Source organism: Kribbella sp. NPDC020701, from assembly GCF_055562215.1.
In genome coordinates this window covers 159,739-181,007 of the sequence record NZ_JBVHFT010000018.1, presented here as the reverse complement: position 1 = coordinate 181,007, position 21,269 = coordinate 159,739, and the positions used below count along the sequence as shown (strand labels likewise).

Below are 21,269 nucleotides of genomic sequence, written 5' to 3'. Positions count from 1 at the left end.
GGGTTTTTGGTGGATTCAGGGGATTCCAAACCCACCAGGAAACCCCCACGCTAGAACAACCAGGCAGAGAGGAGCCACCCCATGTGGTTGACAACGTCCGACGTCCGGCTCGAGGACCTGCTGACCGTGCTCAAGCAGCAGACCGACCCCGCGGACTACCCGCACGCCGAGCGGATCGAGCAGCAGGTGCCCGTGTACGACGCTGCGCGGCTGCGGAGCGCGGATCCCCGGGCCATGCAGGCCGAATTCGTCACCGCGTTCGCCGACGGGCCCGGGATCGTCGTCCTGAAGGGGGCCTTCGGCAACGAGGTGGTCGATGCGACGACGACCGAGTTCAACCGGCTGATCGGCGAGCAGCGCCGCTCCGGTACCGCGGCCGGTGACCACTTCGCCAAGCCGGGTACGAACGATCGGGTCTGGAATGCCCTCGAGAAGCTGGCGGTCGGTGCGCCGGAGGTGTTCGCGGCCTACTACGGCAACGACCTGCTCGCGCTCGTCGCGTCCGCTTGGCTAGGTCCGGCGTACCAGGTCACGTCCCAGGTGAACGTGGTGAACCCGGGTGGCGACGGGCAGACGGTCCATCGCGACTACCACCTCGGATTCCAGTCCGACGAGGTGGCGGCGCAGTACCCGGCTCACGTGCACCGGTTGTCGCCCGTACTGACTTTGCAGGGGGCGGTAGCGCACTGTGACATGCCGGTGGAGTCAGGGCCGACGCTGTACCTTCCGCACTCGCAGAAGTACGAGCTCGGGTATCTGGCGTACCGGCGGCCCGAGTTCTCGTCGTACTTCGTGGAGAACCATGTGCAGCTGCCGTTGGAGAAGGGCGACGCGGTGTTCTTCAACCCGGCGCTGTTCCATGCGGCCGGCAGCAACCACTCGGCCGAGATCAAGCGGATGGCCAACCTGTTGCAGATCTCGTCCGCCTTCGGCCGAGCGATGGAGAGCGTCGACCGGGCCCGGATGATCGACGCCGTCTACCCCGTCCTGCTCCGCTTGTCGGATCGTGCGATTGTCGACAACGTCATCGCGGCCACGGCCGAGGGGTACGCCTTTCCCACCAACCTCGACCGCGACCAGCCCATCGGCGGCCTCGCACCGCATTCCCAGGCCGACCTGCTCCGTACGGCTTTCGCCGAAGCCTGGCCCGCCGACCAGTTGCGGGAAGCCCTCACCGACCACGCCACCCGCCGCCACACTCAGTGAGTGCCCACGGCAAGGACGTGAACGTTGGGTGAACCCGGTCCGGATCTCGGGCAGGTGGTGTCCGGGCGGGGTGATCGTCAGGCAGGATGGCACGTTCGCCGTCGTGGAGTAGGGCTACCCTTACCTGCGCGCCAATCGAGGACCCCGCCGGACGCCGCCCGTACGGCCGACCATCGAAGGAGAAGGCATGGAACCGCTGCGTATCGGGATTCTCGGGGCTGCCCGGATCGCCGACCGGGCGATCGTGGCCCCGGCCAGGACGACCGGCGCCCGGTTGGTCGCGGTGGCGGCCCGGGACTCCGGCCGAGCCGGGGCCTTCGCGGCGGAACACCAGGTCGAACGGGTGCACGCGTCGTACCAGGACGTGCTGGACGACCCCGAGGTCGAGGCGATCTACAACCCGCTGGCCAACGGCCTGCACGGGCCATGGAACCTGCGGGCCATTGCCGCGGGCAAGCATGTGCTGACCGAGAAGCCGTCGGCCAGCAACGCCACTGAGGCAGTGCGGGTACGCGACGCCGCCCTCGAACGCGGCGTGGTCTTCATGGAGGCCTTCCACTACGCGTACCACCCGGTGATGCGTCGCCTGCAGGAGCTGCTGGCCAAGGGCGAGCTCGGCGACCTGCAGCACGTCGAGGCCACCATGGTGATGCCTCCGCCACCGGACCAGGACCCGCGCTGGTCGCTACCGCTCGCCGGCGGCGCCGTCATGGACGTCGGCTGCTACGCCATCCATGCGCAGCGGATGTTCGCGCCGTACGCCGGTGGTGCGCCGAAGCTCGTCAGCGCCCGCGCCGGCGAACGCAAGCGACTGCCAGGCGTCGACGAGTGGCTGAACGCGGACCTCGAGTTCCCCAGCGGGGCGAGCGGCGCCGTCCGTACGAGCATGGCCGCCGAGAACGTCGAGTTCAGCCTGAAGGTCGTCGGCACCCGAGGCGAAGCCTTCGCCCCCTTCTTCGTCCTCCCCCAGAACGACGACCGCGTCATCGTCACCACCAAAGAGGACACCTGGGTCGAACACCTGGGCACCCGAACCTCCTACACCTACCAACTAGAGGCCTTCACAGCGGCGATCCGCAACGGCGCCCCGGTACTCACCGACGCCGAGGACGCGCTGGCGACGATGGAGCTCATCGACGCCTGTTACCAGGCCGCCGGCCTCCAGCCCCGACCCGTCTCCGAGATTTAGGCGGGCCACGCCGGGCAGCGCCAGCTGTAGCCGTCCCACTCGACGAGGAAGGGCGCCGCGTGGGGTAGCGGTGCTCCCCACACGGTCGCGCCGAGGTCGCAGAGCTGATCGAGTGCGAGGGTGAGGCTGGCGACATGTCCGACTACCAGCACGGTCTCGTCCGTGTGACGTTCGATGATCTGCTGAAAGGCTGCCGCCATGCGCTTCAGGACCTCGTGGCCGCTTTCGCCGTCCGCGACCCGCTGACCGAGGTCGCGCTCGACGATCCAGGAGCGCAGCACCTCAGCTGCCCGTCGCCGGACGGCGGGATCGCTGCTTCCCTCGTGCCTGCCAACGCCACCCTCCGCCAACTCCGGCACGGCCTGGACGTCGACGCCGGACGCGACTGCGAACGGCTGTGCGGTCTGTCGAGCGCGTACGGCGGTGCTCGAGTAGACCCCGCTGATCGACTCACCCGCGAGGCTCCTGGCTGCGATCAGGGCTTGCTCATGGCCGCGTTCGGTCAAGGGCTCACTCGGCACTGCGCCGGCCATCCGCTTGATGACGTTCTCCGACTCGCCGTGCCGTAGGCACCACACTCGAACACTCACACGCCCAAGCATTGCTCACCGCCCTTGCTGGCTGGCTGCGCGGGCGAAGGCTTGGATCAGGGCGTGGGGGCGGGTGCCGTCGCCGGCTAGTTCTGGCTGGAAGAGGGTGGCCAGGTAGAACGGGTGGTCGGGGAGTTCCGCGATGCGGGGGTCGCCGGCGTCGTCGTACCCGCTGAAGACCATGCCGTGCTCGCGGAGCAGATCCATCCGGCCGCTGTCCAGGCCGTAGGAGCAGTGGTACCGCTCCACGGTCCGCTCGACGCCGAGCAGCTCGGCGGCGCGGGTCCCCGGGGTCACCTGGATCGGCGCCTCGTGATCGACCAGTGAGCACGCGAGCGGGACGATGAGCAGGTCGTCGGCCGTCGGATTGTTCTCACCGTGCTGCACGGCGGCCGCGCCACACACGGTACGGGCGAACTCGAGCATCGCGTGCTGGAAGCCGGCGCAGGTACCGAGGAACGGGATCCCGTTCTCCCGCGCGATCCGAACCGCGGTCAGCGCGCCGTCCTCGTCCTGGTACGGGCTCCCGGGCAGCAGCCAGATCCCGTCGAACTCCTTCAGTGCCTCGTCTGCCTCGCCGGTCGGCACCCAGTACACGTCGAGATCGAGCTGGTCGCGATCCCGTAGCCGGTCGAGCAGGCCGGGCACCCGGGTGTGCGAGCGAACGTGCGGCGAGCGGTCAGCGACCAGGGCGATGCGTCCGGAGTATGCGTTCATGGCACTCATCCTGGGCGCTCGACCAGCATCAGTGCCAACGATGATCTCTGCACAGTCGATAAGCGATACTGATCGGCGTGGATCCTCACCTGCTGCGGACCTTCGTCGCGGTCGCCGAGTGCGGTTCGTTCTCCGCCGCCGCGGCCCGCCTCGGCTACACCCAGTCGGCCGTCTCCCAGCACATCGCCGCCCTCGAACACGACCTCGGTACGCCGCTCCTGCACCGCCGTCCCGTGGTCCCGACCCCGTCCGGCGAGCGTCTCCTCGAACACGCCGGCCCCATCCTTCTCCGCTTGGACGCCGCCCGGGCCGACGTCCGCCGTACCATCGCCGACCCACCCGGCGCGCTCACCATCGCCGCCTCCCCCTTGGCCGCCGGCCACCTGGCCATCGCGTTGCGCGAGGTACGCCGCTCCCGGCCGGGCACCGAGGTCGCGCTGACGGTCTGCGGCCGCGCGGCGGTCACCGAAGGCGTCGCGGCCGGCGAGTTCGACCTCGGCCTGGTCGACGGCATCGCGGCCCCCAGCGATCCACTCCGCTTGTCCGACGCCGGATCACTCCGCACCACGGCCGTCGCCCACGAGCCGCTGGTACTCGCGCTCCCGAAAGACCACCCGCTGGCCCGCCGTCGCGCCCTCGCCCTTCACGACCTCGCCAACGCCCGCTGGATCGAAGCCCCCGACCTCGCCGCGCCGCTGTCCACCCTGCGCACCGCCACCGGGTCCGACGCCTTCCGTCCCGGCCTCACCTACACCGGCACCGACCTCCACAGCCTGCTGACCCTGGTTGCCGCCGGCCACGGCTTGGCCGTCCTCCCCCAGTCAGCCGCCTCGGCCGGCATCGCCGCCGTACCTGTCACCACGCCGCGGCTCGTCCACCGGATCGAGCTCCTGCACGGCCACCTCACGGAACCGGCCGCCGCCGCGCTGGCGTCCGTACTCTCGGGCGAGTCAGACGTCGAGTAGTTGCTCGAGGCCGGCACGTGTCATCGGCCGGTCGAGGAGACCGACGGCCTCCCGCTCGAGGAACCCGGCGCGCTCCGGATCGTTCGGACCATCCGGATCGATCGCCTCGCAGATCGCGTTGTAGGTCCAGTTGAGCCAAGCGGTCACGGCGACGCCGAACGAGCTCAGGTCGAGCTTCGGCCACTCCGCGACGTCGAGATAGCCTTCGCGGAACGCCGCAACCGCTTTCGGGTTGATCGACGGCCGCATGGTCCAGTGCGTCAGCGCGATGCCGACCTCCAGTTCGGCGGTGAGCGACCCGGCGAAGTCCCACTCCATCACGACGAGCTCGCCGTGACGGCCTAGCCGGACGTGCGACGGGATGCAGTTCTGGTTGCAGACGATGAGCTTGGCAGAAGCGACGTCGGCTTCGATCCCGTGCAGATCGAGGAGAGCCGGAAGCAACGCGTCGAGCTGCTCGGCCCACGGTTTGCCGGCCGCACGAGCTCTGTCGCGCAGCTGATACCAATCGGCCTCGGGACGGCGCCAGATCACGTACGGGTTGATCGGCGTCTCGCTCGGGATGGCCAGCGCGTGCAGCGTCCCGTACGTCGTACCCGCCCGTCGCGCCAACGCCGTCGAGATCGGCAAGGTCGGCGACGGCCCCACCTCGATCCACTCGTGAACGCGCCAACTCTCGTCACGCACACGCTCGATCAGCCGCCCTTGCGGACTCCGTACGACGACCGGCGCGGTCACGCCGGCCTTGACCGCGGCATCCCGCAGCCGGGCACCGATCGCCGCCTGCTCCTCGGTGATCCAGTTGTAGACCGTGACCGCAAGCCAGCGGCCACGGTCGGTCATGATCGCCCAGCACCGTCCCATCGGCGTGAACGAAACCGGCCTCGCCGGCTCGCTCAGCGAGCCCAACCCGAACACACCAGCCAGCTCCTCAGCCAGCCCATCAGGAGCAGTCGGCGTCGCCCCGGCCCGCCGCTCGACCTCGGCCTTGAGCGCCGGCCAATCGCGCTCGCCATACTCGGCAGCCAAGGCCCGCTGCGCGTCCGCCAGCGAGGTGTCGGGATTGGATTCGCGCAGTACGCCCTGCAGATCCTTGGCCTCTTTGCGCAGGTACTCGATACTCGGTCGATCCGGCAGCAGTCTCACAACGCGTCCTCTCGCACCCGGACTCGCACAGGCCACAAGAGAGCGTTACCCACCGCGCTCGACCAAGGAACCGTGAGGTGGCTTCCAGCCTTCCGGCGAGTCTCGGCGCGTCCTCACAACGCCCGCGAAACGCTACCCAACCTCTCCCCACCGGTCAACGGTCCCAGCTCAAGCCGCGTGCACCGAGCGGCTGTCGACGCCGGGTGGTTGACCAGCTCCGATCAGGTGACCAGCGCGTCCAGCCGACAACCGACGAGCTCCCCGGCCGGGGCCAGAGAGCTCGGGCTGCTCGGCCGGGCCGAGGAGTTCGCGACGATCGGTTACTTCCGCGCCTGCTTGGTGGGCGGGATGGTCCCGCTGTCGGCCGGGTTGGCCTTCGGCTGTTTGGGTTGCTTGGGTTTGCGGACTTCGCGTCCGCCTTTGTTCTTCGCCATCACGCACTCCCGGGGCTGATGTTCGCTGGGTTCGGACGGGCCGACCGGCCCTTCGTACGCCGCGGTACTCCTGATGCCCCGGGGGTTGCCTTCGACGCTACACCCAAGCAGCCCGTTTCAGTCGTGGGTCGGGAAGCCGAGGTTGATCCCGCCGTGCGACGGGTCCAGCCAGCGCGACGTGACAACCTTGCCCCGGGTGAAGAAGTGGACGCCCTCCATGCCGTGTGCGTGGGTGTCGCCGAACAGGGAGTTCTTCCAGCCGCCGAAGGAGTAGTAGGCCATCGGGACCGGGATCGGTACGTTGATGCCGACCATCCCGACCTCGACCTCGTTCTGGAACCGCCGGGCCGCGCCACCGTCGTTCGTGAAGATCGCCGTGCCATTGCCGTACGGGTTCGAGTTCACCAGGTCGAGCGCCGCGTCGTACGACGCCGTGCGAACGACGGACAGCACCGGGCCGAAGATCTCGTCGGTGTAGATCGACATCTCCGGCGTCACCTTGTCGAAGAGTGTCGGCCCGAGCCAGAACCCGTCGGCCGCACCGTCGAAGTCACCTTCCCGCCCATCGACGACGAGGTCAGCGCCTTCCTCGACGCCGGCGGCGACATACCCGGAGACCTTGTCCCGGTGCGGGCCGGTGACGAGGGGGCCCATGTCGCAACCGCGCGTACCGTCGCCGGTCTTGAGCTTGGCCATCCGGTCCTTGATCTTGCCGATCAGCTCGTCGGCGATCGGCTCGACCGCGACCAGCGCGGAGATCGCCATGCAACGCTCACCCGCCGAGCCGAAGCCGGCGTTCACCGCGGCGTCCGCGGCGAGGTCGAGGTCAGCGTCGGGCAGCACGATCATGTGGTTCTTCGCGCCGCCGAGGGCCTGCACGCGCTTGCCGTTCTTGGTGCCGTTCTCGTAGACATAGCGAGCGATCGGGGTCGAGCCGACGAACGAGACCGACTTGATGTCCGGGTGCTCGAGCAGCCGGTCGACCGCCTCCTTGTCGCCGTGCACGACGTTGACCACGCCGTCCGGCAGGCCGGCCTCCTTCCAGAGCTCGGCCATCGCGTTCGCCGCCGACGGGTCCTTCTCGGACGGCTTGATCACCACACTGTTGCCACAGGCAACCGCGATCGGGACGAACCACATCGGCACCATGGCCGGGAAGTTGAACGGCGAGATCACCGCGCAGACGCCGAGCGGCTGGCGGATCGAGTACACGTCCACCTTCGTCGACACGCCCTCGCTGAAGCCGCCCTTGAGCAGGTGCGGGATGCCGCAGGCGAACTCGATCACCTCGAGGCCGCGGGTCACCTCGCCGAGGGCGTCGGACAGCACCTTGCCGTGCTCGGCGGTGATCAGCGCGGCGATCTGCTCCTTGCGCTGGTTCACCAGCTCGCGGTACGCGAACAGCACCTGCGTCCGCTTGCTGAGCGACGTCTGCGCCCACGCCCGGGACGCCTCGTGGGCAACCTTCACCACCTCGTCGACGGTGGCCGCCGAGGCGAGGTCGAGCTCCCCGCTGACCTCACCCGTCGCCGGGTTGTAGACGTTGCTGGTGCGCTCGGCGACGCCGGTCCAGCTGGCGCCGGCGACGAGGTGGGTGATGCGCTTGATCTCAGTCACGATGCTTCCTTACTGCACGAGTGGACGGGAGGCTGGTCAGCCAAGGACTTTTCGGCGGTCGGCCAAATCGACGTCGACGGGACGGCCGGTGCTGAGGGACTCGATACCGGCTTCGCAGACGGCTGCGGCCGCGTAGCCGTCCCATGCGCTCGGGCCGTCGATCTGGCCGCGGGCAGCGGCCTCGATCCAGCGCTGGACCTCGATGTCGTACGCACGCGCGAAGCGGACCCGGAAGTCGGCCGGCATCGCGCCGCCCCACTGACCTCCGGCCCGGGTGAAGACGCCCGAGCCGAGCCCGATCGTCGCGCTGCCGCGCTCGGCGACGGCTTCGCAGCGAACCTCGTAGCCGACCTGAAAGTTGACGAACACCTCAACGTCAGCCATGGCGCCGTTCGCGAGCTCGAACACAGCCAGCTGCGGATCGAGTACGCCGTCGCCGACGAGGCTGGTGGACTTCGGTGCCCGCACCGTGATCCGGGTGATCTCGTCGCTGAACAGCCAGCGGGCGACATCCACCTCGTGCACGAGCGAATCCCGCACGATCATCTCGCTGCGGAACGTCGCCGGGACCGACTTGTTCCGGTGCACGTTGTGGAGCAGGAGCGTGCGGCCCAGTTCTCCGGAATCGAGCAACTCCTTCAGCGCGGCGTACTCAGGATCGAACCGGCGCATGAACCCGACCTGGATGATCGATCGTCCCGCCTTGTGCTCGGCTTCGACCACCTGGAGCGCAGAGGCCGCGTCCATGGTCAGCGGCTTTTCGCACAACACGGGCTTGCCGTGCTCGAGACAGGCGAACAACTGCTCCCCGTGAGCAAACCCCGGCGACGCCAGAATGACCGCATCCACGTCATCGGCGGCGATCAGATCCAATGGATCCTCGACCACCCGGACGCCATCACGAGACGACGCGGCGAACGCCGTACCCGCGGCCGGGTCCGCTGACAGTTTCGCCGCGAGAGCCTCGGCTCGCGCGATGTCAGGGTCGGAGACCGCGACGAGGCGAGCGCCCACGGTGTGGCGCGCGACTCGCTCGGCATGGTCGGCGCCCATCACCCCGACGCCTACGATGCCGATCCGGAGTGTCATGGCCCCTCCTTCTTCTGTTCATTGTCCACGACCGCGCCCACCTGACGATCCTGGACGTCGCTGTTCGCCACCGAGGCCGGGTCGACGACGGCACCGGGGTTGGCGTCTCGCAGCTCGTGACTCAGCGCCTCGAGCTCGGAGCCGCCTGCCATCTCGGTCGTCAACTGCTCCAGCGTGATGTCCGCCCGGTGCACGTCCAGCGCGACCCGGCCGAGCTTGAGCACGACGAAGTGGTTGCCGACCAAGTACGCGTGGTGCGGATTGTGGGTGATGAAGATGACCCCGATGCCCGCGTCCCGCGCCTTCACGACGTACTTGAGGACGATGCCGGACTGGTTCACGCCGAGCGCCGCGGTGGGCTCGTCCAGGATCAGCACCTTCGCGCCGAAGTGAATCGCCCGGGCGATCGCGACGCACTGCCGCTGACCGCCGGACAGCTTGCCGACCGGCTGCTCCAGGTCGGGGATGGAGATCCCCATCTTGGTCAGCTCCTCCTGGGCGATCCGCTTCATCGTGGTCGTGTCGAGCTGACCGAACGGACCTCTGGTGATCTCGTTGCCGAGGAAGAAGTTCCGCCAGACCGACATCAGCGGCGCCAGTGCGAGGTCCTGGTAGACGGTGGCGATGCCGCTGTCCAGCGACTCGCGGGGCGAGGAGAAGTGTCGCTCCTCGCCGTTCACCGACATCCGGCCGGAGGAGTAGTCGTGCAGGCCGGCGATGATCTTGATCAGCGTCGACTTGCCCGCACCGTTGTCCCCGAGCACGCAGGTGATCTCGCCCTGCCGAACCGACAGCGACACCCCCCGGAGCGCGTGGATGTTGCCGTAGCTCTTGCCGCAGTCCTCCAGGTGGACGATCGGCGTGGTCGGGCCGGCGGCCGCCTCGCTCGCGAAGCTCTCCGTGGTGGTCATCGTGCTTCCGCCCTGTTCTTGACGACGAGGTTGACGATGGTTGCCAGTAGCAACATCGCGCCCAGGAAGGCCTTGAACCAGTCCGGGTTCCAGCCGGCGTACACGACCCCGAGCTGGACCATGCCGAAGATCAGCGCCCCGACCGCTGCACCCACGACCGAGCCGTAGCCGCCGGTCAGCAGGCAGCCGCCGACCACGGCCGCGATGATGTACAAGAACTCCTTGCCTACGCCCTCACCGGACTGCACGACGCCGTTGGAGTTGAACAACAGCTGCATGCCGGTGAACCAGGCGAAGAAGCCCACGGCCATGAACAACCCGACCTTGACCCTCTTCACCGGGACGCCGACGGCCCGGGCAGCGGCGGCGTCTCCACCGACAGCGAAGATCCAGTTCCCGATCTTCGTCTTCTGCAGCACCCAGGCGGCGATGACCACGAACACGATCCACCACACGACGATGATCTTGATCGTGATGCCGCCCAGCTTGAACTCCGACGCGAACACCGCGTGCGCCGTGCTGAACCCGTCCATGTCGCTGATCGAGTTCGATGCCACCGCCCCGGAGGCGATCCGGGTGACCGCGATGTTCAGGCCTTGCAGGATGAAGAAGGTGCCCAGCGTCACCAGGAAGCTCGGCAGACCGGTCCGCATCAGCAACCAGCCGTTGAACGCACCGATCAGCAGCGAGAGAACGAGCGCGGCCACCACGCCGACCCAGACGTTCAGGCTGAATTGGTAGGCGAGCAGCCCCGCGGTCAGTCCTGCGGTTGTCACCGCGACGCCGGCCGACAGGTCGAACTCGCCGCCGATCATGAGCAGCGACACCGGCACGGCCATCACACCGATCAGCGCGGCCTGGTACAGGATCGTGCCCGTGTTGTTGATGTCGCGGAACGGCGGCGCCGTGACCAGGAAGAACACGAGGATGACCGCAGCGCCGACGAGCGACCCGATCTCGGGACGGCTCAGCAGACGGGCGCTGATCGACCGCGTCGTGACGCGATCATCAGGCGTCGTGGGTGATGTGATGGTCGATGCCATGGCGATGCCTCAGCGCGTCCCGGCCGCGGCGAACTTCTCGACGGCGTCGATGTTCGACTTGTCGATGAAGGCCGGCCCGGTCAGCGTCGCCTCACCACCGCCGATGGTGTTGCCGTTGGTCCTGTAGAGCCAGATCGCGTCGATCGCGAGGTAACCCTGCAGGTACGGCTGCTGGTCCACGGCGAATTGGACGGTGCCGTCCTTGACCGCCTTGGCCATCTCCTTGCTCATGTCGAAGCTGCCGATCTTGGCCGACGACCCGGCGTCCTTGGCTGCCTGAACCGCGGTCAAGGCAATCCCGGCGTTCAGCGCGACCACGTAGTCGGCGGTCTTGTCCGCCTGGAGCTTGGACGTCAACGTCGCCTGTGTGCCCGGCTGGTCGGTCCCGTTGACGTTCACGTTCTCGACGGCGCCGAACTTGTCCTTGATGCCTTGGCAGCGGGCTTCGAGGCTGACGTTGCCCTGCTCGTGGATGACGCAGATGACCTTCTTCGCGCCGAGCTGCTTCAACTTCTCACCGGTCGCCTGGCCTGCGATCCGCTCGTCCTGACCGAAGTACCCGACTGCGCCGGTGGACTTCCATGAGTCGAGACCGCCGTTCAGGACGCTCACCGGGATGCCGGCCGCGATGGCCTTCTTCACGTTCGGGATCACCGCGTCCGGCTTGTTCAGGGTCACCGCGATGCCGTCGACCTTGGAGTCGATCGCCGTCTGCACCAGGTTCGCCTGCGCGGCGCCGTCCGGGTCGGACGAGTACGTCAGCTCGATGTTGTCCTTCTTGGCCGCGGCTTCGGCACCGCGCCGGACGATGTCCCAGAAGGTGTCGCCAGGCCCGGAGTGGGTGATCAGCGCGACCTTCATCCGCGGAGTGTCGGCTACGTTCCCGCCGCTGCCGCTCGAGCTCTGCTCCTCCTGCTTGCCCCCGGAGGAACTGCAGGCGGCCAACGCCGCGGCGAGCGCGAACGCCGCGCCGGCAGCTGCCGCCTTCTTCTGCCACCTAATCATGACTTCAACCAGCCTTTCAGATGCCGCGACTACGCCGCGGAGTTGCGTGGGACCAGAGAGTTTCACACTCTGCTGGTCGTCATCTCGATTCGCCACCCCCGTGGGATCTCAGATAGGCCAGCGTGCGTTCCGCGATCGGGAGCGGCACGTCGGGCGGGCACGGGAACATGTCCTGCTCGACGATCGCGAACAGGTCGACGTCCAGTGCTGCGAGCGCGTCCAGCACCGGCGGCAGCTCGGGCACGCCGTACGGCGGCTCGCACATCACACCGCGCCGGACCGCCTCGTCGAGGCCGATCCCCTCGGCCTCGACCTCGGCCAGGACCTTCGGATCGACCTGCTTGAGGTGGACATAGCCGATGCGATCCGGGTACTTGCGGATCAGATCGAGGTTGTCACCGCCGCAGTAGCTGATGTGACCGGTGTCGAGGCAGAGGTTCACGTAGTCGCTGTCGGTCTCGTCGAGGAAGCGCTCGACGGTGTCCTGCGTGTCCACATGCCCGTCCGCGTGCGGATGGTACTGCGTCTGGAGCCCGAACTCCTCGGCGAGGCGCCGGCCGAGCTCGGTCACTTGCCGGCCGTGCCTGGCCTGGCCCTCGTGGTCGAGCCGGTCTTCGACGACTTCATCGTTGTCACCACGCCACATCGACGGCATGACAACCAGATGCTTGGCGCCCATTGCGGCTGTCAGCTCGGCGGTCGCGGCGACGTCTCGCCAGGTCGTCTCCCACCCGTCGGGCCGATGCAGTTGCTCGAACGTGGTGCCGGCGGTCATCGTCAGCCCGCGCCGGTCCAGCTCGTCCTTCAGCCGGGCCGGGTCGGTCGGCAGGTAGCCGTACGGTCCCAGCTCGATCCGGGTGTACCCCGCCGCCGCCACCTCATCGAGGAACCGGGTCCACGGTGTCTGCCGCGGATCGTCGGCGTACCAGACTCCCCAAGAGTCCGGCGCCGTACCGATGCTGACCTCGCCCATCTCAGTGGTTTCCCTCGGTCGGGGCCAGGTACGGCCGCTGGGTCTTCTTGGATTCCTCGTATGCCGCGGACGCCGCGCGGGTGGATCCGAGCTCGGACACCTCGCTGACCGGGACATCCCACCAGGACTCGCTGTCCGGGGCACCGATCAGCGGGTCGGTGGTGACGTGGATCGCGATCGGCCCGGTCGCGGCCTTCGCCGTCTCGATCGCCTTCTCCAGCTCGGCCCGGCTGTGCGCGTCCAGCACCTCGATGCCGAAGCTGCGCACGTTCGCGGCCAGGTCGACCGGAAGGTGATCGCCGTCCAATCGACCGTCCCCGGTGCGCTTGCGGTACGACGTACCGAAGCGCTGGGAGCCGAGTGACTCCGACAGTGCGCCGATCGAGGCGAACCCGTGGTTCTGCACGAGAACCACGATGATCTTGAGGTTCTCCTGGACCGCGGTCGCGAGCTCGCTGGACATCATCAGGTACGACCCGTCGCCGACCATGACGAACACGTCGCGGTCCGGCGCGCCGAGGCGGACGCCGAGACCGCCGGCGATCTCATAACCCATGCAGGAGAAGCCATATTCGACGTGGTACCCCTTCGGGTCGCGAGTCCGCCAGAGTTTGTGCAGGTCGCCCGGCATCGAACCGGCCGCGCACACCACCACATCAGACGGCGCCGACAATTCGTTGACCGCGCCGAGCACCTGGCCCTGGGTGAGCAGACCTTCGGCCAGCTTGGCAGTCACGTCCTCGGGAGGGTTGTAGGCGGCCTGCACAATGCCGTCCCAGTTCCTTGCGAGTTCCGTGGCCGAGGCCGTGTACTGGTCCGACACAGACCAGTCGCCGAGCGCGGATCCCAACGCAACAAGGGCTTCCCGGGCATCGGCCACCACCGGGAGGCCGGCATGCTTACCACCGTCGAACCGCGCCACATTGATGTTGACGAACTTGACCGCAGGGTTCTGGAAGACCGTCCGCGACGCGGTCGTGAAGTCGCCGTAGCGGGTGCCGATGCCGATGACCAGGTCCGCCTCCCGGGCGAGCGCGTTCGCGGCCGTGGTTCCGGTCGAGCCGATCGAGCCGACCGACTGCGGGTGGTCGTAGCGCAGCGATCCCTTGCCCGCTTGGGATTCCGCGACCGGGATGCCGGTCGCCTCGGCGAACTCGCGCAGCGCGTCCTGCGCGCGAGAATAGGCGACGCCGCCGCCGGCCACGATCAGCGGCCGATCGGCCGCCTTGAGGAGATCCGCCGCTCTGCCGACAATCGATGCCTCAGGCAATGGACGGGCGACGTACCAGGTGCGCTCCGCGAACAGCTCCTCCGGCCAGTCGTGGGCCTCGGCCTGCACGTCCTGCGGCAACGCGATCGTCGCCGCCCCGGTCTCGACCGGATCCGTGAGTACGCGCATCGCGTTCAGCAGCGCGGACGGCAGCTGTTCCGGTCGCCAGACCCGGTCGAAGTACTTCGAGACCGGACGGAAGGCGTCGTTGACCGAGACATCGCCGGCGTTGAAGGCCTCCAGCTCCTGCAACACCGGAGTGGCGACCCTGGTGGCGAACACGTCCGATGGGAGGAGCAGCACCGGCAGCCGGTTGACCGTAGCGAGTGCTGCACCAGTGATCATGTTGGTCGAGCCTGGCCCGATGCTCGCCGTGCAGGCGTAGGTCTGCAGCCGGTCACGGGTCCTGGCGAAGGCGGCGGCGGTGTGCACCATCGCCTGCTCGTTCCGAGCCAGGATGTAGGGCAGCGCGGCCGGATCCTCGAGCTCGGACTGCAACAGCGCCTGGCCGACCCCGGCGACATTGCCGTGGCCGAAGATCCCGAAGCAGCCCGCGAACAGCTTCTGCCGCTCGCCGTCGCGCTCCGAGAACTGGACGCTCAGGAATCGCACCAGCGCCTGCGCGACCGTGAGCCGTACCGTCATCGCTGTCCTCCGGGAAGAAGTGCGCGGGCCTCGGGCCGGCGCGGGTCGGTTGGGTCACTCATCGCCGGCCTCGCTACGCTCGAACGGCAGCCGGGGATCGATCTGCTGGGAGTTCCACAGCTCGCGGATCCAGGCGTGCCGGGGGTCGTCGCTGATCAGCCACGCACGTTCGGTGCCCGGGCCGGCCATCACGTTCAGGTAGTACATGTCGTAGCCGGGCGGTGCCATCGCCGGACCGTGCCAGCCGTGCGGGACGAGCACCAGGTCGCCGCTGCGGACCTCGGCGAGGACGTCGATCGGCCGGTCCTCGGTGCCGTACACCCGCTGGTAGCCGATCGGATCGTTGCTCTTGACACCTTCCGGTACGTCGTCGGACAGCTGCAGCTCGAAGTAGTAGATCTCCTCGAGCTCGCTCTCCTTGCCCGGCCGGTGCTCGTCGTGCTTGTGCGGTGGGTACGACGACCAGTTGCCGGCCGGCGTGATCACCTCGCAGGCGATGATCGAGTCGGCGTCGAGGACACCGGGGATGCCGAAGTTCCGGACCTGCCGGGAGGCGACGCCCGCACCGCGCAGTTCGGTCTCGACCTCGTCGGCCGCGATCCGCCGGAACGGGAAGTCCTTGGCGGCCTTGGCGTTCGGGAACGCGACCCGGGCGCCGCCGGCGCTGACGACGGCGAACGTCGTCTCGCGGGGGACGTAGGCGAGGTCGGTCGCGCCGGCGAACACGTCGGCACGACCGCCGAGCGGAACCGACTCGCCGTCGATGATGACCTCGGCCGATCCGCTCAGCGGGAGCACGAGGTACTCGCAGTCGCCGGTGTCGATCTCGACCGACTGGCCGGGAAGCAGGGTGCGAATCGACAGGCCTGTGTGATGCCAGTCGGCCTCGCCCGGGCGCACCACCAACTCGAACCCGTCGCGCGCAGTCGACCCCGCCGGCCTGAACCATTCGGTCATGCGGCACCTCCGTGGACGAGCGTCGCGGCGTGGTCGACGGCGGCCGCCACGTCACCGTCGGGTGGGAAGAGCAGCGCCCGGCCGACGACGAGACCGCGCACGGAGGGCAGGCTCAGCGCCTTGCCCCAGGACGCGTACGTCGCTTCCGGTGCGACCGTCGGGTCGCCGCCGAGCAGCAGCGTCGGGAGGGTCGTTGCCTCCATCACCCGCTCCAGTTCGTCCACGACCGGAAGCTTGAGCCAGGTGTAGGCGCTCGTCGCACCCAGCGCGGAGGCGATGTGGATCGACTTGATCACCGAGTCCGGGTCGAGCAGGTTCGTCACCCGGCCGTCCTCGGTGCGGGTCGACCAGAACGGTTCGACCATCGCCATCAGCTTGTGCTCGGCCAGGCCGGTGACGGCGGCAGCGCTGGACTCCAGCGTGGCCACGGTGCCGGCGTCGCCGAGGTCGATGCGGGTCAGCATCTTGCCGCCATCCAGCCGGCGGGCGGCGATCTCTTCCGCGGAGCGGTAGGCGGTGAAGCGGTCGTCGACCTCGAACGTGGCGCCCTGCAGGCCGCCGCGGTTCATCGAGCCGATGACGACCTTGCCCTCCAGCGCTCCGAGCAGCAGCAGGTCCTCCAGGATGTCCGGGGTCGCGAGGACTCCGTCGACGCCGGGGCGTTGCAGGGCGGTCATCAGGCGCGCGATCAGGTCGGGCCGGCTGGCCATCGCCATCCGGTCGCCACGGACACCGAGCGCACCGCGCGCCGGGTGGTCGGCGGCGACGATCAGCAGCCGGCCGTCGTCGCCGACGAGCCCCCTGGTCCGCCGCTGCTGCCAAGCCTCGGCCAGCCGCTCCGGGTGCCGCACCCGGATCTCGGTGAGCTCCGCCAGCCGATCGCCGTACTCCTGCCACCGCGGCGAGCTGACCAGCCGCCCCGGCTCGTCGACGGGCAGCTCGAGATCACCGATCACCGTGGTCTGCCCATCCGCCGCCCGCGGTACGGCGACCTCGACGGTGGGGTCGTTCGCACCCGGACGCTGGGCGACCACCGTCGGGTCGTTCGCACCCGGACGCTGGGCGACCACCGTCGGGTCGTTCGCACCCGGACGCTGGGCGGCGACCGTGGGGTCGTTGGGGCCGGGCTGGAAGACGGTTGGTCCGTCGTCGGGGCTCGCCTGTGGGCGCTGGATCGGGATCGGGCGCGCTTCTTCGGGGTATGGGTCCTGTGTGGTCATGCTTCCTCCCCCATGGATGTCAGGACTTCCTGGGTGGTGGGCATGGCGGTGGAGCACTCGAGGCGGGACGCGACGATCGCGCCGGCCGTGTTGGCGAAGCGGATGATCTTCTCCAGCGGCCAGCCGGAGAGCAGTCCGTGGCAGAGAGCACCACCGAAGCCGTCACCCGCGCCCAGGCCGTTGACGACCTCGACCGGGAACGGTGGCACCTCGACCCGCTCGTCCCGGGTGCGCGCGAGCGTACCCTTCGGTCCCTGCTTGACGACGGCGAGATCCAGGCCGCGGTCCAGCAGCGCCTGCGCCGCCTTGTCCGGGTCCGTCTCGCCGACCGCGACCTCGCACTCCTCGCGGTTGCCGACGGCAACGGTGCAGTGGTCGAGCGCGCGGCTGACCTGCTCGTGCGCCTCACTCGGATCGGCCCAGAACATCGGCCGGTAATCGAGGTCGAGCACGGTGATCGCCTTGCGGCCACGGGCTTCCCAGGCGGCGAAGTGCGCCGAGCGCGACGGCTCGGCCGACAGCCCGGTCACCGTCGACCAGTAGATCCGGGCGTCCCGGATCGCCTGCAGATCCAGCTCGGAGGGGTTGATGACGAGATCCGGCGCCTTCGGGAACCGGTAGAAATACAAGGGAAAGTTGTCCGGCGGAAAGATCTCGCAGAACGTGATCGGCGTCGGCAGCCCGTCGACCGGACTCACGAACCGGTCGTCGACCCCGAGCTCACCAAGCGTCCGGTGGATGAACGTGCCGAACGGATCGTTGCCGGTCCGGCTGATCACGGCCGACTTCCGCCCGTGCCGAGCCGCGGCCACCGCCACATTCGTCGCGCTGCCACCGAGGAACTTCCCGAACGACTCGACGTCCTCCAGGTGGGTGCCGACCTGCAACGGATACAGATCGACCCCGATCCGCCCGATCGTCAGCACGTCGTCCACTCGGCCGGCCATCACACGCTCCCCGCGATCTCGTGCAGGTGGGCGATACTCGCTCGTACGTCGACCACCGGGCCCTCGTCGGCCGGGCGATCCGGGAGAATCGTGTCCTGCTCCAGCACGTACCAGCCGTCGTACCCGGCCTTCTCCAGCGTGCTCACGATGGTGGCTAGGTCGATGTCGCCGGCACCGAGTGGGCGGTACATCCCCTGGCGGACGGCGTCGGTGTAGGTCACCTCACCGGACTGGACCTTCGCGGCCCACTGCGCGTCGACGTCCTTGAGGTGGATGTGCTTGATCCGGGCGGTGCTCCGGACGGTCAGCGCGACGGGGTCGACGCCGCCGATCAGGAGGTGGCCGGTGTCCAACGTCAGGCCGATCGACGAGCCGGCCAGTACGCGGTCGACGTCGTCCGCGTTCTCGACCATGGTGCCGACATGCGGGTGGATCGTGGCCAGCACTCCGCGGTCGGCGGCCAGCGCGGACAGCTTGTCCAGGTTGGCGAACAGGGTGCTCCAGCCGGTCGCGTCCAGCACCGGGCGGCCGTCGTACCCGTCCTGGCCGGTCGCTGCGGCCAGGACCAAGGTGGTCGCACCGGCGGCGACGAACCCTTCGAGCGCTGTGGCCACCTCGGGTGCCGGGTCGTGCGACGGATCGTGCAGGACGACCGGAACGAAGCCGCCGACGGCGCGCAGGCCCTGGTCGGCCAGCGTCTTCGCCTTCTCGGCCGGGTCGTCGGGCAGGAAACCGTCCGGGCCGAACTCGGTCGCAGCGATGCCGACGGCGCGCATCTCGGTGAGTACCGTCTGCGGGTCGTACTGCCAGCCCCACCCCGGGACCTCGCACACGCCCCACGAAATCGGGGCGCCGGCGATCCGGAGGCCAAGGTCAGTCATCGGTCGATCTCCCTACTTTTGGCCGGGCCTTCGGCGCCGGCGGGGTCATGGGGCCTTGGCTCCCGGCCTTCCCGCGTCGCTCCAGTCGCTTCGCTCCCTGCGCTCCTCAGTCCAGGCCGGGAGGCCCCATGACCGCGCCCGTTCGTCGACACTGTCATGCGATCTCGTCCAGGGTGACGACGCGGTTCTCGCGGCGGGAGAGTTCGCAGGCGTCGGCGGTCCGGAAAGCCTGGTAGGCGTCGCGGACCGTGCAGGGCACTCCGCGGCTGCCGGCGACGACCTCGGTGAATGCGGTCAGCTCGGCGACGTAGGCCGGGCGGAAGCGGTCCATGAACGTCGCGTGCGGCTCACCACCGGGGAAGCTGACACCGGCCTCAGCCGAGCGCAACGCGGTGTGCTCGTCCAGTCCGACCGCGACCGAGCCGAGGCTGCCGAGGACCTCCATCCGGACGTCGTGACCGGCGGCGTTGTACCGGGTCCCGCTCACTGAGACGAAGGTGTTGTCGTCCAGCGTGAGCAGAGCAGCCGCCGCGTCGACATCGCCGTACTCGCCGAAGAAGGCCTCACCACGGTTCGCGCCGGTCGCGAACACACTGACGACCTCGCGACCGGTGACGAACCGGAGGATGTCGAAGTCGTGCACGGTGCAGTCGCGGAAGAACCCGCCGCTCGTCGGGATGTACTCCTGCGGCGGCGGGAACGCGTCGTTGGTGTTCGCCCTGATGTGGTGGATGAACCCGAGCTCACCGGACCGCACCTGCGCGGCGACCGCCTGGTACCCGGCGTCGAAGCGGCGCTGGAAACCGATGTGCACCGGTACGGCGGAAGCCTCGACCAGCTCGACCACCCGCAGGGTCTCGGCAAGGTCGGTCGCGACCGGCTTCTCGCAGAACGTCGGGATCCCAGCGGCGACACCGGCGGCGATCAGGTCCGCGTGGGCCGACGTCGTGGCCGCGATCACGAACCCGTCCAGCCCGCTCGCCAGCAGCGCGTCCACGTCCGGGGCGAACTCCAGCCCCTGCTCCTTGGCCACCAGCTCGGCGCGGCTCGGGTCGGCATCCGCGACCACCACCTGGTCCACCGCCGGCAACCCCTTCAGCGTCGCGGCGTGGAACGCCCCGATCCGCCCGACCCCGACCAACCCGATCCGCATACGTCGACCTCTCTGCTCATCCCCGCACACCCCGGCTCCACCCCTTGTTGCCCGCCAGCTTCCCGGCCGCCGGAAGAGGTGTCAAGAGTTTGTTAACACATTTTGACGTCGAGACATACATACTGCTCTGTTGTAACATCCGTTCATGACTGTGCTATTGGCCTCGCTGCCGCTCGGCGGGTCATGGGGCTTCGACTCCCGCCCTTCCCTCGTCGCTCCGGTCGCTTCGCTCCCTGCACTCCTCAGTCCAGGGCGGGAGGCCCCATGACCGCCGCATTGCCGATCCAGCTCGATCGGTCGAGTCCGGTGCCGCTGTACCACCAGCTCGCCGAGCAGCTGACCGCTGCCATCACCGACGGCAGGCTGCGCCCCGGTGACCCGTTCGAGAACGAGCTCGGCATGTCCGACCGGCTCAGCCTGTCCCGCCCGACGGTCCGCCGGGCGATCTCCGAGCTGGTGAACCAGGGCCTGCTGATCCGCCGCCGCGGTATCGGCACCACGGTCGCGAACCAGATGGTGCACCGCAAGGCCGAGCTCACCAGCCTCTACGAGGACCTCCAACGCGAGGGCCGGACACCGCGCACCGAGGTCCTGTCGCTGGACTGCGAGGCCCAGGACGACCAGGCCGCCGCGGTCCTGGAGCTGCCGCCCGGCACCCCGCTGGTCTCGATCGTCCGGCTCCGGTACGCCGACGACCTGCCGCTCGCGATCATGCGCAACTGGTTGCCCCCAGCCCTCAACGACCTCACGCTGGAGCAACTCACCGCCTCCGGTCTGTACGCCGTACTCCGGGCCCGCGGGATCCGCCCCACGGTCGCCCGCCAGCGGATCGGCGCCCGCAACGCCACCGCCGACGAACGCCGCACCCTGCACATGTCCAAGGCCGAGCCCCTCGTCACCATGACCCGCTCCGCCTACGCCGCCGACGGCTCCCCCGTCGAATACGGCAACCACTGCTACCGAGCCGACCAATACTCAGTAGACGTCATAGTCTCCGAACGCTGATCACTCGATCGGCTCGGAGTCGTCGACCACGAGGGTGTAGTCGGGCACGTCCTCGGTGCCGGAGAGCGCGCGCGGCGCACCGGGAGGCACCACGGCTCTGAAGGGCATCAGGCCGAACAAGCAGTGGCTGCACCAGAACACCCCCGATCCGGACTCCGAGGCTTCGTCCAGGACGACGTACAGCAAGTTCAAGCAGGTGTGGCCGCAGTGCGGACAAGGCACAGATCGCACCTTGTCCGCACTCGCGTACACCACCTGGTAGGCATCCATCCAGGCCGCGAACTCCACACCCGGTTTGTAGGTCAT

General features: G+C 68.7%; 20 protein-coding genes. 4 read left to right on the top strand and 16 right to left on the bottom strand.

What is annotated here, in order from left to right; genetic code table 11:
* Positions 1 to 81 precede the first annotated feature (81 nt).
* Positions 82 to 1,206 (top strand): phytanoyl-CoA dioxygenase family protein, encoded by a 1,125-nt coding sequence (locus ACZ3HV_RS35575; RefSeq protein WP_465690973.1) that lies wholly within the window; start codon positions 82 to 84, stop codon positions 1,204 to 1,206.
* Positions 1,207 to 1,393: 187 nt separating this feature from the next.
* Positions 1,394 to 2,395 (top strand): Gfo/Idh/MocA family protein, encoded by a 1,002-nt coding sequence (locus ACZ3HV_RS35570; protein ID WP_465690971.1) that lies wholly within the window; start codon positions 1,394 to 1,396, stop codon positions 2,393 to 2,395.
* Here the strand turns inward: ACZ3HV_RS35570 and ACZ3HV_RS35565 are convergent.
* Together ACZ3HV_RS35565 and ACZ3HV_RS35560 are read right to left on the bottom strand one after the other, a co-directional pair.
* On the bottom strand, positions 2,392 to 2,985 hold the full coding sequence (locus tag ACZ3HV_RS35565) for a histidine phosphatase family protein (protein ID WP_465690969.1): 594 nt from the start codon (positions 2,983 to 2,985) through the stop codon (positions 2,392 to 2,394). The genes ACZ3HV_RS35570 and ACZ3HV_RS35565 overlap by 4 nt on opposite strands.
* Positions 2,986 to 3,000: 15 nt before the next feature.
* Complete coding sequence (locus ACZ3HV_RS35560; protein WP_465690967.1) at positions 3,001 to 3,702, bottom strand: CTP synthase C-terminal region-related (seleno)protein; 702 nt, start codon at positions 3,700 to 3,702, stop codon at positions 3,001 to 3,003.
* Between the two features lie 77 nt (positions 3,703 to 3,779).
* On the opposite strand from ACZ3HV_RS35560, the gene ACZ3HV_RS35555 reads away from it, so the two are divergent.
* Positions 3,780 to 4,667 (top strand): LysR family transcriptional regulator, encoded by an 888-nt coding sequence (locus ACZ3HV_RS35555; protein ID WP_465690965.1) that lies wholly within the window; start codon positions 3,780 to 3,782, stop codon positions 4,665 to 4,667.
* Here ACZ3HV_RS35555 and ACZ3HV_RS35550 read toward each other — a convergent pair.
* The 13 genes from ACZ3HV_RS35550 to ACZ3HV_RS35490 all read right to left on the bottom strand — a co-directional run bounded on the left by ACZ3HV_RS35550 (position 4,653) and on the right by ACZ3HV_RS35490 (position 19,958).
* Positions 4,653 to 5,813, bottom strand: a complete 1,161-nt coding sequence (locus ACZ3HV_RS35550; RefSeq protein WP_465690963.1) for an aminoglycoside phosphotransferase/kinase family protein — start codon at positions 5,811 to 5,813, stop codon at positions 4,653 to 4,655. The genes ACZ3HV_RS35555 and ACZ3HV_RS35550 overlap by 15 nt on opposite strands.
* 551 nt (positions 5,814 to 6,364) lie before the next feature.
* Positions 6,365 to 7,855, bottom strand: a complete 1,491-nt coding sequence (locus ACZ3HV_RS35545; protein WP_465691052.1) for a CoA-acylating methylmalonate-semialdehyde dehydrogenase — start codon at positions 7,853 to 7,855, stop codon at positions 6,365 to 6,367.
* Between the two features lie 45 nt (positions 7,856 to 7,900).
* Positions 7,901 to 8,953, bottom strand: coding sequence for a Gfo/Idh/MocA family protein (locus tag ACZ3HV_RS35540; RefSeq protein WP_465690961.1), 1,053 nt, complete (start codon positions 8,951 to 8,953; stop codon positions 7,901 to 7,903).
* Entirely contained in the window at positions 8,950 to 9,864 is a 915-nt protein-coding gene (locus tag ACZ3HV_RS35535) for an ATP-binding cassette domain-containing protein (RefSeq protein ID WP_465690959.1), read from the bottom strand. The genes ACZ3HV_RS35540 and ACZ3HV_RS35535 overlap by 4 nt, the downstream gene beginning before the upstream one ends.
* Positions 9,861 to 10,907, bottom strand: coding sequence for an ABC transporter permease (locus tag ACZ3HV_RS35530; RefSeq protein WP_465690957.1), 1,047 nt, complete (start codon positions 10,905 to 10,907; stop codon positions 9,861 to 9,863). The genes ACZ3HV_RS35535 and ACZ3HV_RS35530 overlap by 4 nt, the downstream gene beginning before the upstream one ends.
* Before the next feature lie 9 nt (positions 10,908 to 10,916).
* Positions 10,917 to 11,912 carry a sugar ABC transporter substrate-binding protein gene (locus ACZ3HV_RS35525; protein WP_465690955.1) on the bottom strand — a complete coding sequence of 332 codons (996 nt, stop codon included), beginning with the start codon at positions 11,910 to 11,912 and terminating at the stop codon, positions 10,917 to 10,919.
* Between the two features lie 79 nt (positions 11,913 to 11,991).
* The gene (locus ACZ3HV_RS35520) at positions 11,992 to 12,885 is read right to left on the bottom strand and encodes a sugar phosphate isomerase/epimerase family protein (protein ID WP_465690953.1); all 894 of its coding nucleotides are present in this window, start codon (positions 12,883 to 12,885) and stop codon (positions 11,992 to 11,994) included.
* Position 12,886: 1 nt separating this feature from the next.
* The gene (iolD, locus tag ACZ3HV_RS35515) at positions 12,887 to 14,800 is read right to left on the bottom strand and encodes a 3D-(3,5/4)-trihydroxycyclohexane-1,2-dione acylhydrolase (decyclizing) (protein WP_465690951.1); all 1,914 of its coding nucleotides are present in this window, start codon (positions 14,798 to 14,800) and stop codon (positions 12,887 to 12,889) included.
* A 54-nt stretch (positions 14,801 to 14,854) separates the two neighbouring features.
* Positions 14,855 to 15,757 (bottom strand): 5-deoxy-glucuronate isomerase, encoded by a 903-nt coding sequence (gene iolB / locus ACZ3HV_RS35510; RefSeq protein ID WP_465690949.1) that lies wholly within the window; start codon positions 15,755 to 15,757, stop codon positions 14,855 to 14,857.
* Positions 15,754 to 16,632 carry a Cgl0159 family (beta/alpha)8-fold protein gene (locus ACZ3HV_RS35505; protein WP_465691050.1) on the bottom strand — a complete coding sequence of 293 codons (879 nt, stop codon included), beginning with the start codon at positions 16,630 to 16,632 and terminating at the stop codon, positions 15,754 to 15,756. Before ACZ3HV_RS35505 ends, iolB begins: the two co-directional genes overlap by 4 nt.
* Before the next feature lie 341 nt (positions 16,633 to 16,973).
* The gene (gene iolC, locus ACZ3HV_RS35500; RefSeq protein WP_465690947.1) at positions 16,974 to 17,924 is read right to left on the bottom strand and encodes a 5-dehydro-2-deoxygluconokinase; all 951 of its coding nucleotides are present in this window, start codon (positions 17,922 to 17,924) and stop codon (positions 16,974 to 16,976) included.
* Complete coding sequence (locus ACZ3HV_RS35495) at positions 17,924 to 18,805, bottom strand: TIM barrel protein (protein WP_465690945.1); 882 nt, start codon at positions 18,803 to 18,805, stop codon at positions 17,924 to 17,926. Before ACZ3HV_RS35495 ends, iolC begins: the two co-directional genes overlap by 1 nt.
* A gap of 154 nt (positions 18,806 to 18,959) precedes the next feature.
* On the bottom strand, positions 18,960 to 19,958 hold the full coding sequence (locus ACZ3HV_RS35490; RefSeq protein WP_465690943.1) for a Gfo/Idh/MocA family protein: 999 nt from the start codon (positions 19,956 to 19,958) through the stop codon (positions 18,960 to 18,962).
* A gap of 264 nt (positions 19,959 to 20,222) precedes the next feature.
* Between ACZ3HV_RS35490 and ACZ3HV_RS35485 the strand changes: the two genes are divergently transcribed.
* Positions 20,223 to 20,963: a GntR family transcriptional regulator gene (locus tag ACZ3HV_RS35485; protein ID WP_465690941.1), complete on the top strand. Its 741-nt coding sequence runs from the start codon at positions 20,223 to 20,225 to the stop codon at positions 20,961 to 20,963.
* Here the strand turns inward: ACZ3HV_RS35485 and ACZ3HV_RS35480 are convergent, their stop codons facing one another.
* Positions 20,964 to 21,269: a hypothetical protein gene (locus ACZ3HV_RS35480; RefSeq protein ID WP_465690939.1), complete on the bottom strand. Its 306-nt coding sequence runs from the start codon at positions 21,267 to 21,269 to the stop codon at positions 20,964 to 20,966.

Bases quoted from the DNA above. Each gene is read 5' to 3' on its own strand.
- ACZ3HV_RS35480 (WP_465690939.1), bottom strand. From the start codon at position 21,269: ATGACCTACAAACCGGGTGTGGAGTTCGCGGCCTGGATGGATGCCTAC.
- ACZ3HV_RS35520 (WP_465690953.1), bottom strand. From the start codon at position 12,885: ATGGGCGAGGTCAGCATCGGTACGGCGCCGGACTCTTGGGGAGTCTGG.
- ACZ3HV_RS35540 (WP_465690961.1), bottom strand. From the start codon at position 8,953: ATGACACTCCGGATCGGCATCGTAGGCGTCGGGGTGATGGGCGCCGAC.
- iolB (WP_465690949.1), bottom strand. From the start codon at position 15,757: ATGACCGAATGGTTCAGGCCGGCGGGGTCGACTGCGCGCGACGGGTTC.
- ACZ3HV_RS35575 (WP_465690973.1), top strand. From the start codon at position 82: ATGTGGTTGACAACGTCCGACGTCCGGCTCGAGGACCTGCTGACCGTG.
- ACZ3HV_RS35560 (WP_465690967.1), bottom strand. From the start codon at position 3,702: ATGAACGCATACTCCGGACGCATCGCCCTGGTCGCTGACCGCTCGCCG.
- ACZ3HV_RS35525 (WP_465690955.1), bottom strand. From the start codon at position 11,912: ATGATTAGGTGGCAGAAGAAGGCGGCAGCTGCCGGCGCGGCGTTCGCG.
- ACZ3HV_RS35570 (WP_465690971.1), top strand. From the start codon at position 1,394: ATGGAACCGCTGCGTATCGGGATTCTCGGGGCTGCCCGGATCGCCGAC.
- ACZ3HV_RS35530 (WP_465690957.1), bottom strand. From the start codon at position 10,907: ATGGCATCGACCATCACATCACCCACGACGCCTGATGATCGCGTCACG.
- ACZ3HV_RS35535 (WP_465690959.1), bottom strand. From the start codon at position 9,864: ATGACCACCACGGAGAGCTTCGCGAGCGAGGCGGCCGCCGGCCCGACC.
- ACZ3HV_RS35495 (WP_465690945.1), bottom strand. From the start codon at position 18,805: ATGACTGACCTTGGCCTCCGGATCGCCGGCGCCCCGATTTCGTGGGGC.
- ACZ3HV_RS35485 (WP_465690941.1), top strand. From the start codon at position 20,223: ATGACCGCCGCATTGCCGATCCAGCTCGATCGGTCGAGTCCGGTGCCG.
- iolC (WP_465690947.1), bottom strand. From the start codon at position 17,924: ATGGCCGGCCGAGTGGACGACGTGCTGACGATCGGGCGGATCGGGGTC.
- iolD (WP_465690951.1), bottom strand. From the start codon at position 14,800: ATGACGGTACGGCTCACGGTCGCGCAGGCGCTGGTGCGATTCCTGAGC.
- ACZ3HV_RS35490 (WP_465690943.1), bottom strand. From the start codon at position 19,958: ATGCGGATCGGGTTGGTCGGGGTCGGGCGGATCGGGGCGTTCCACGCC.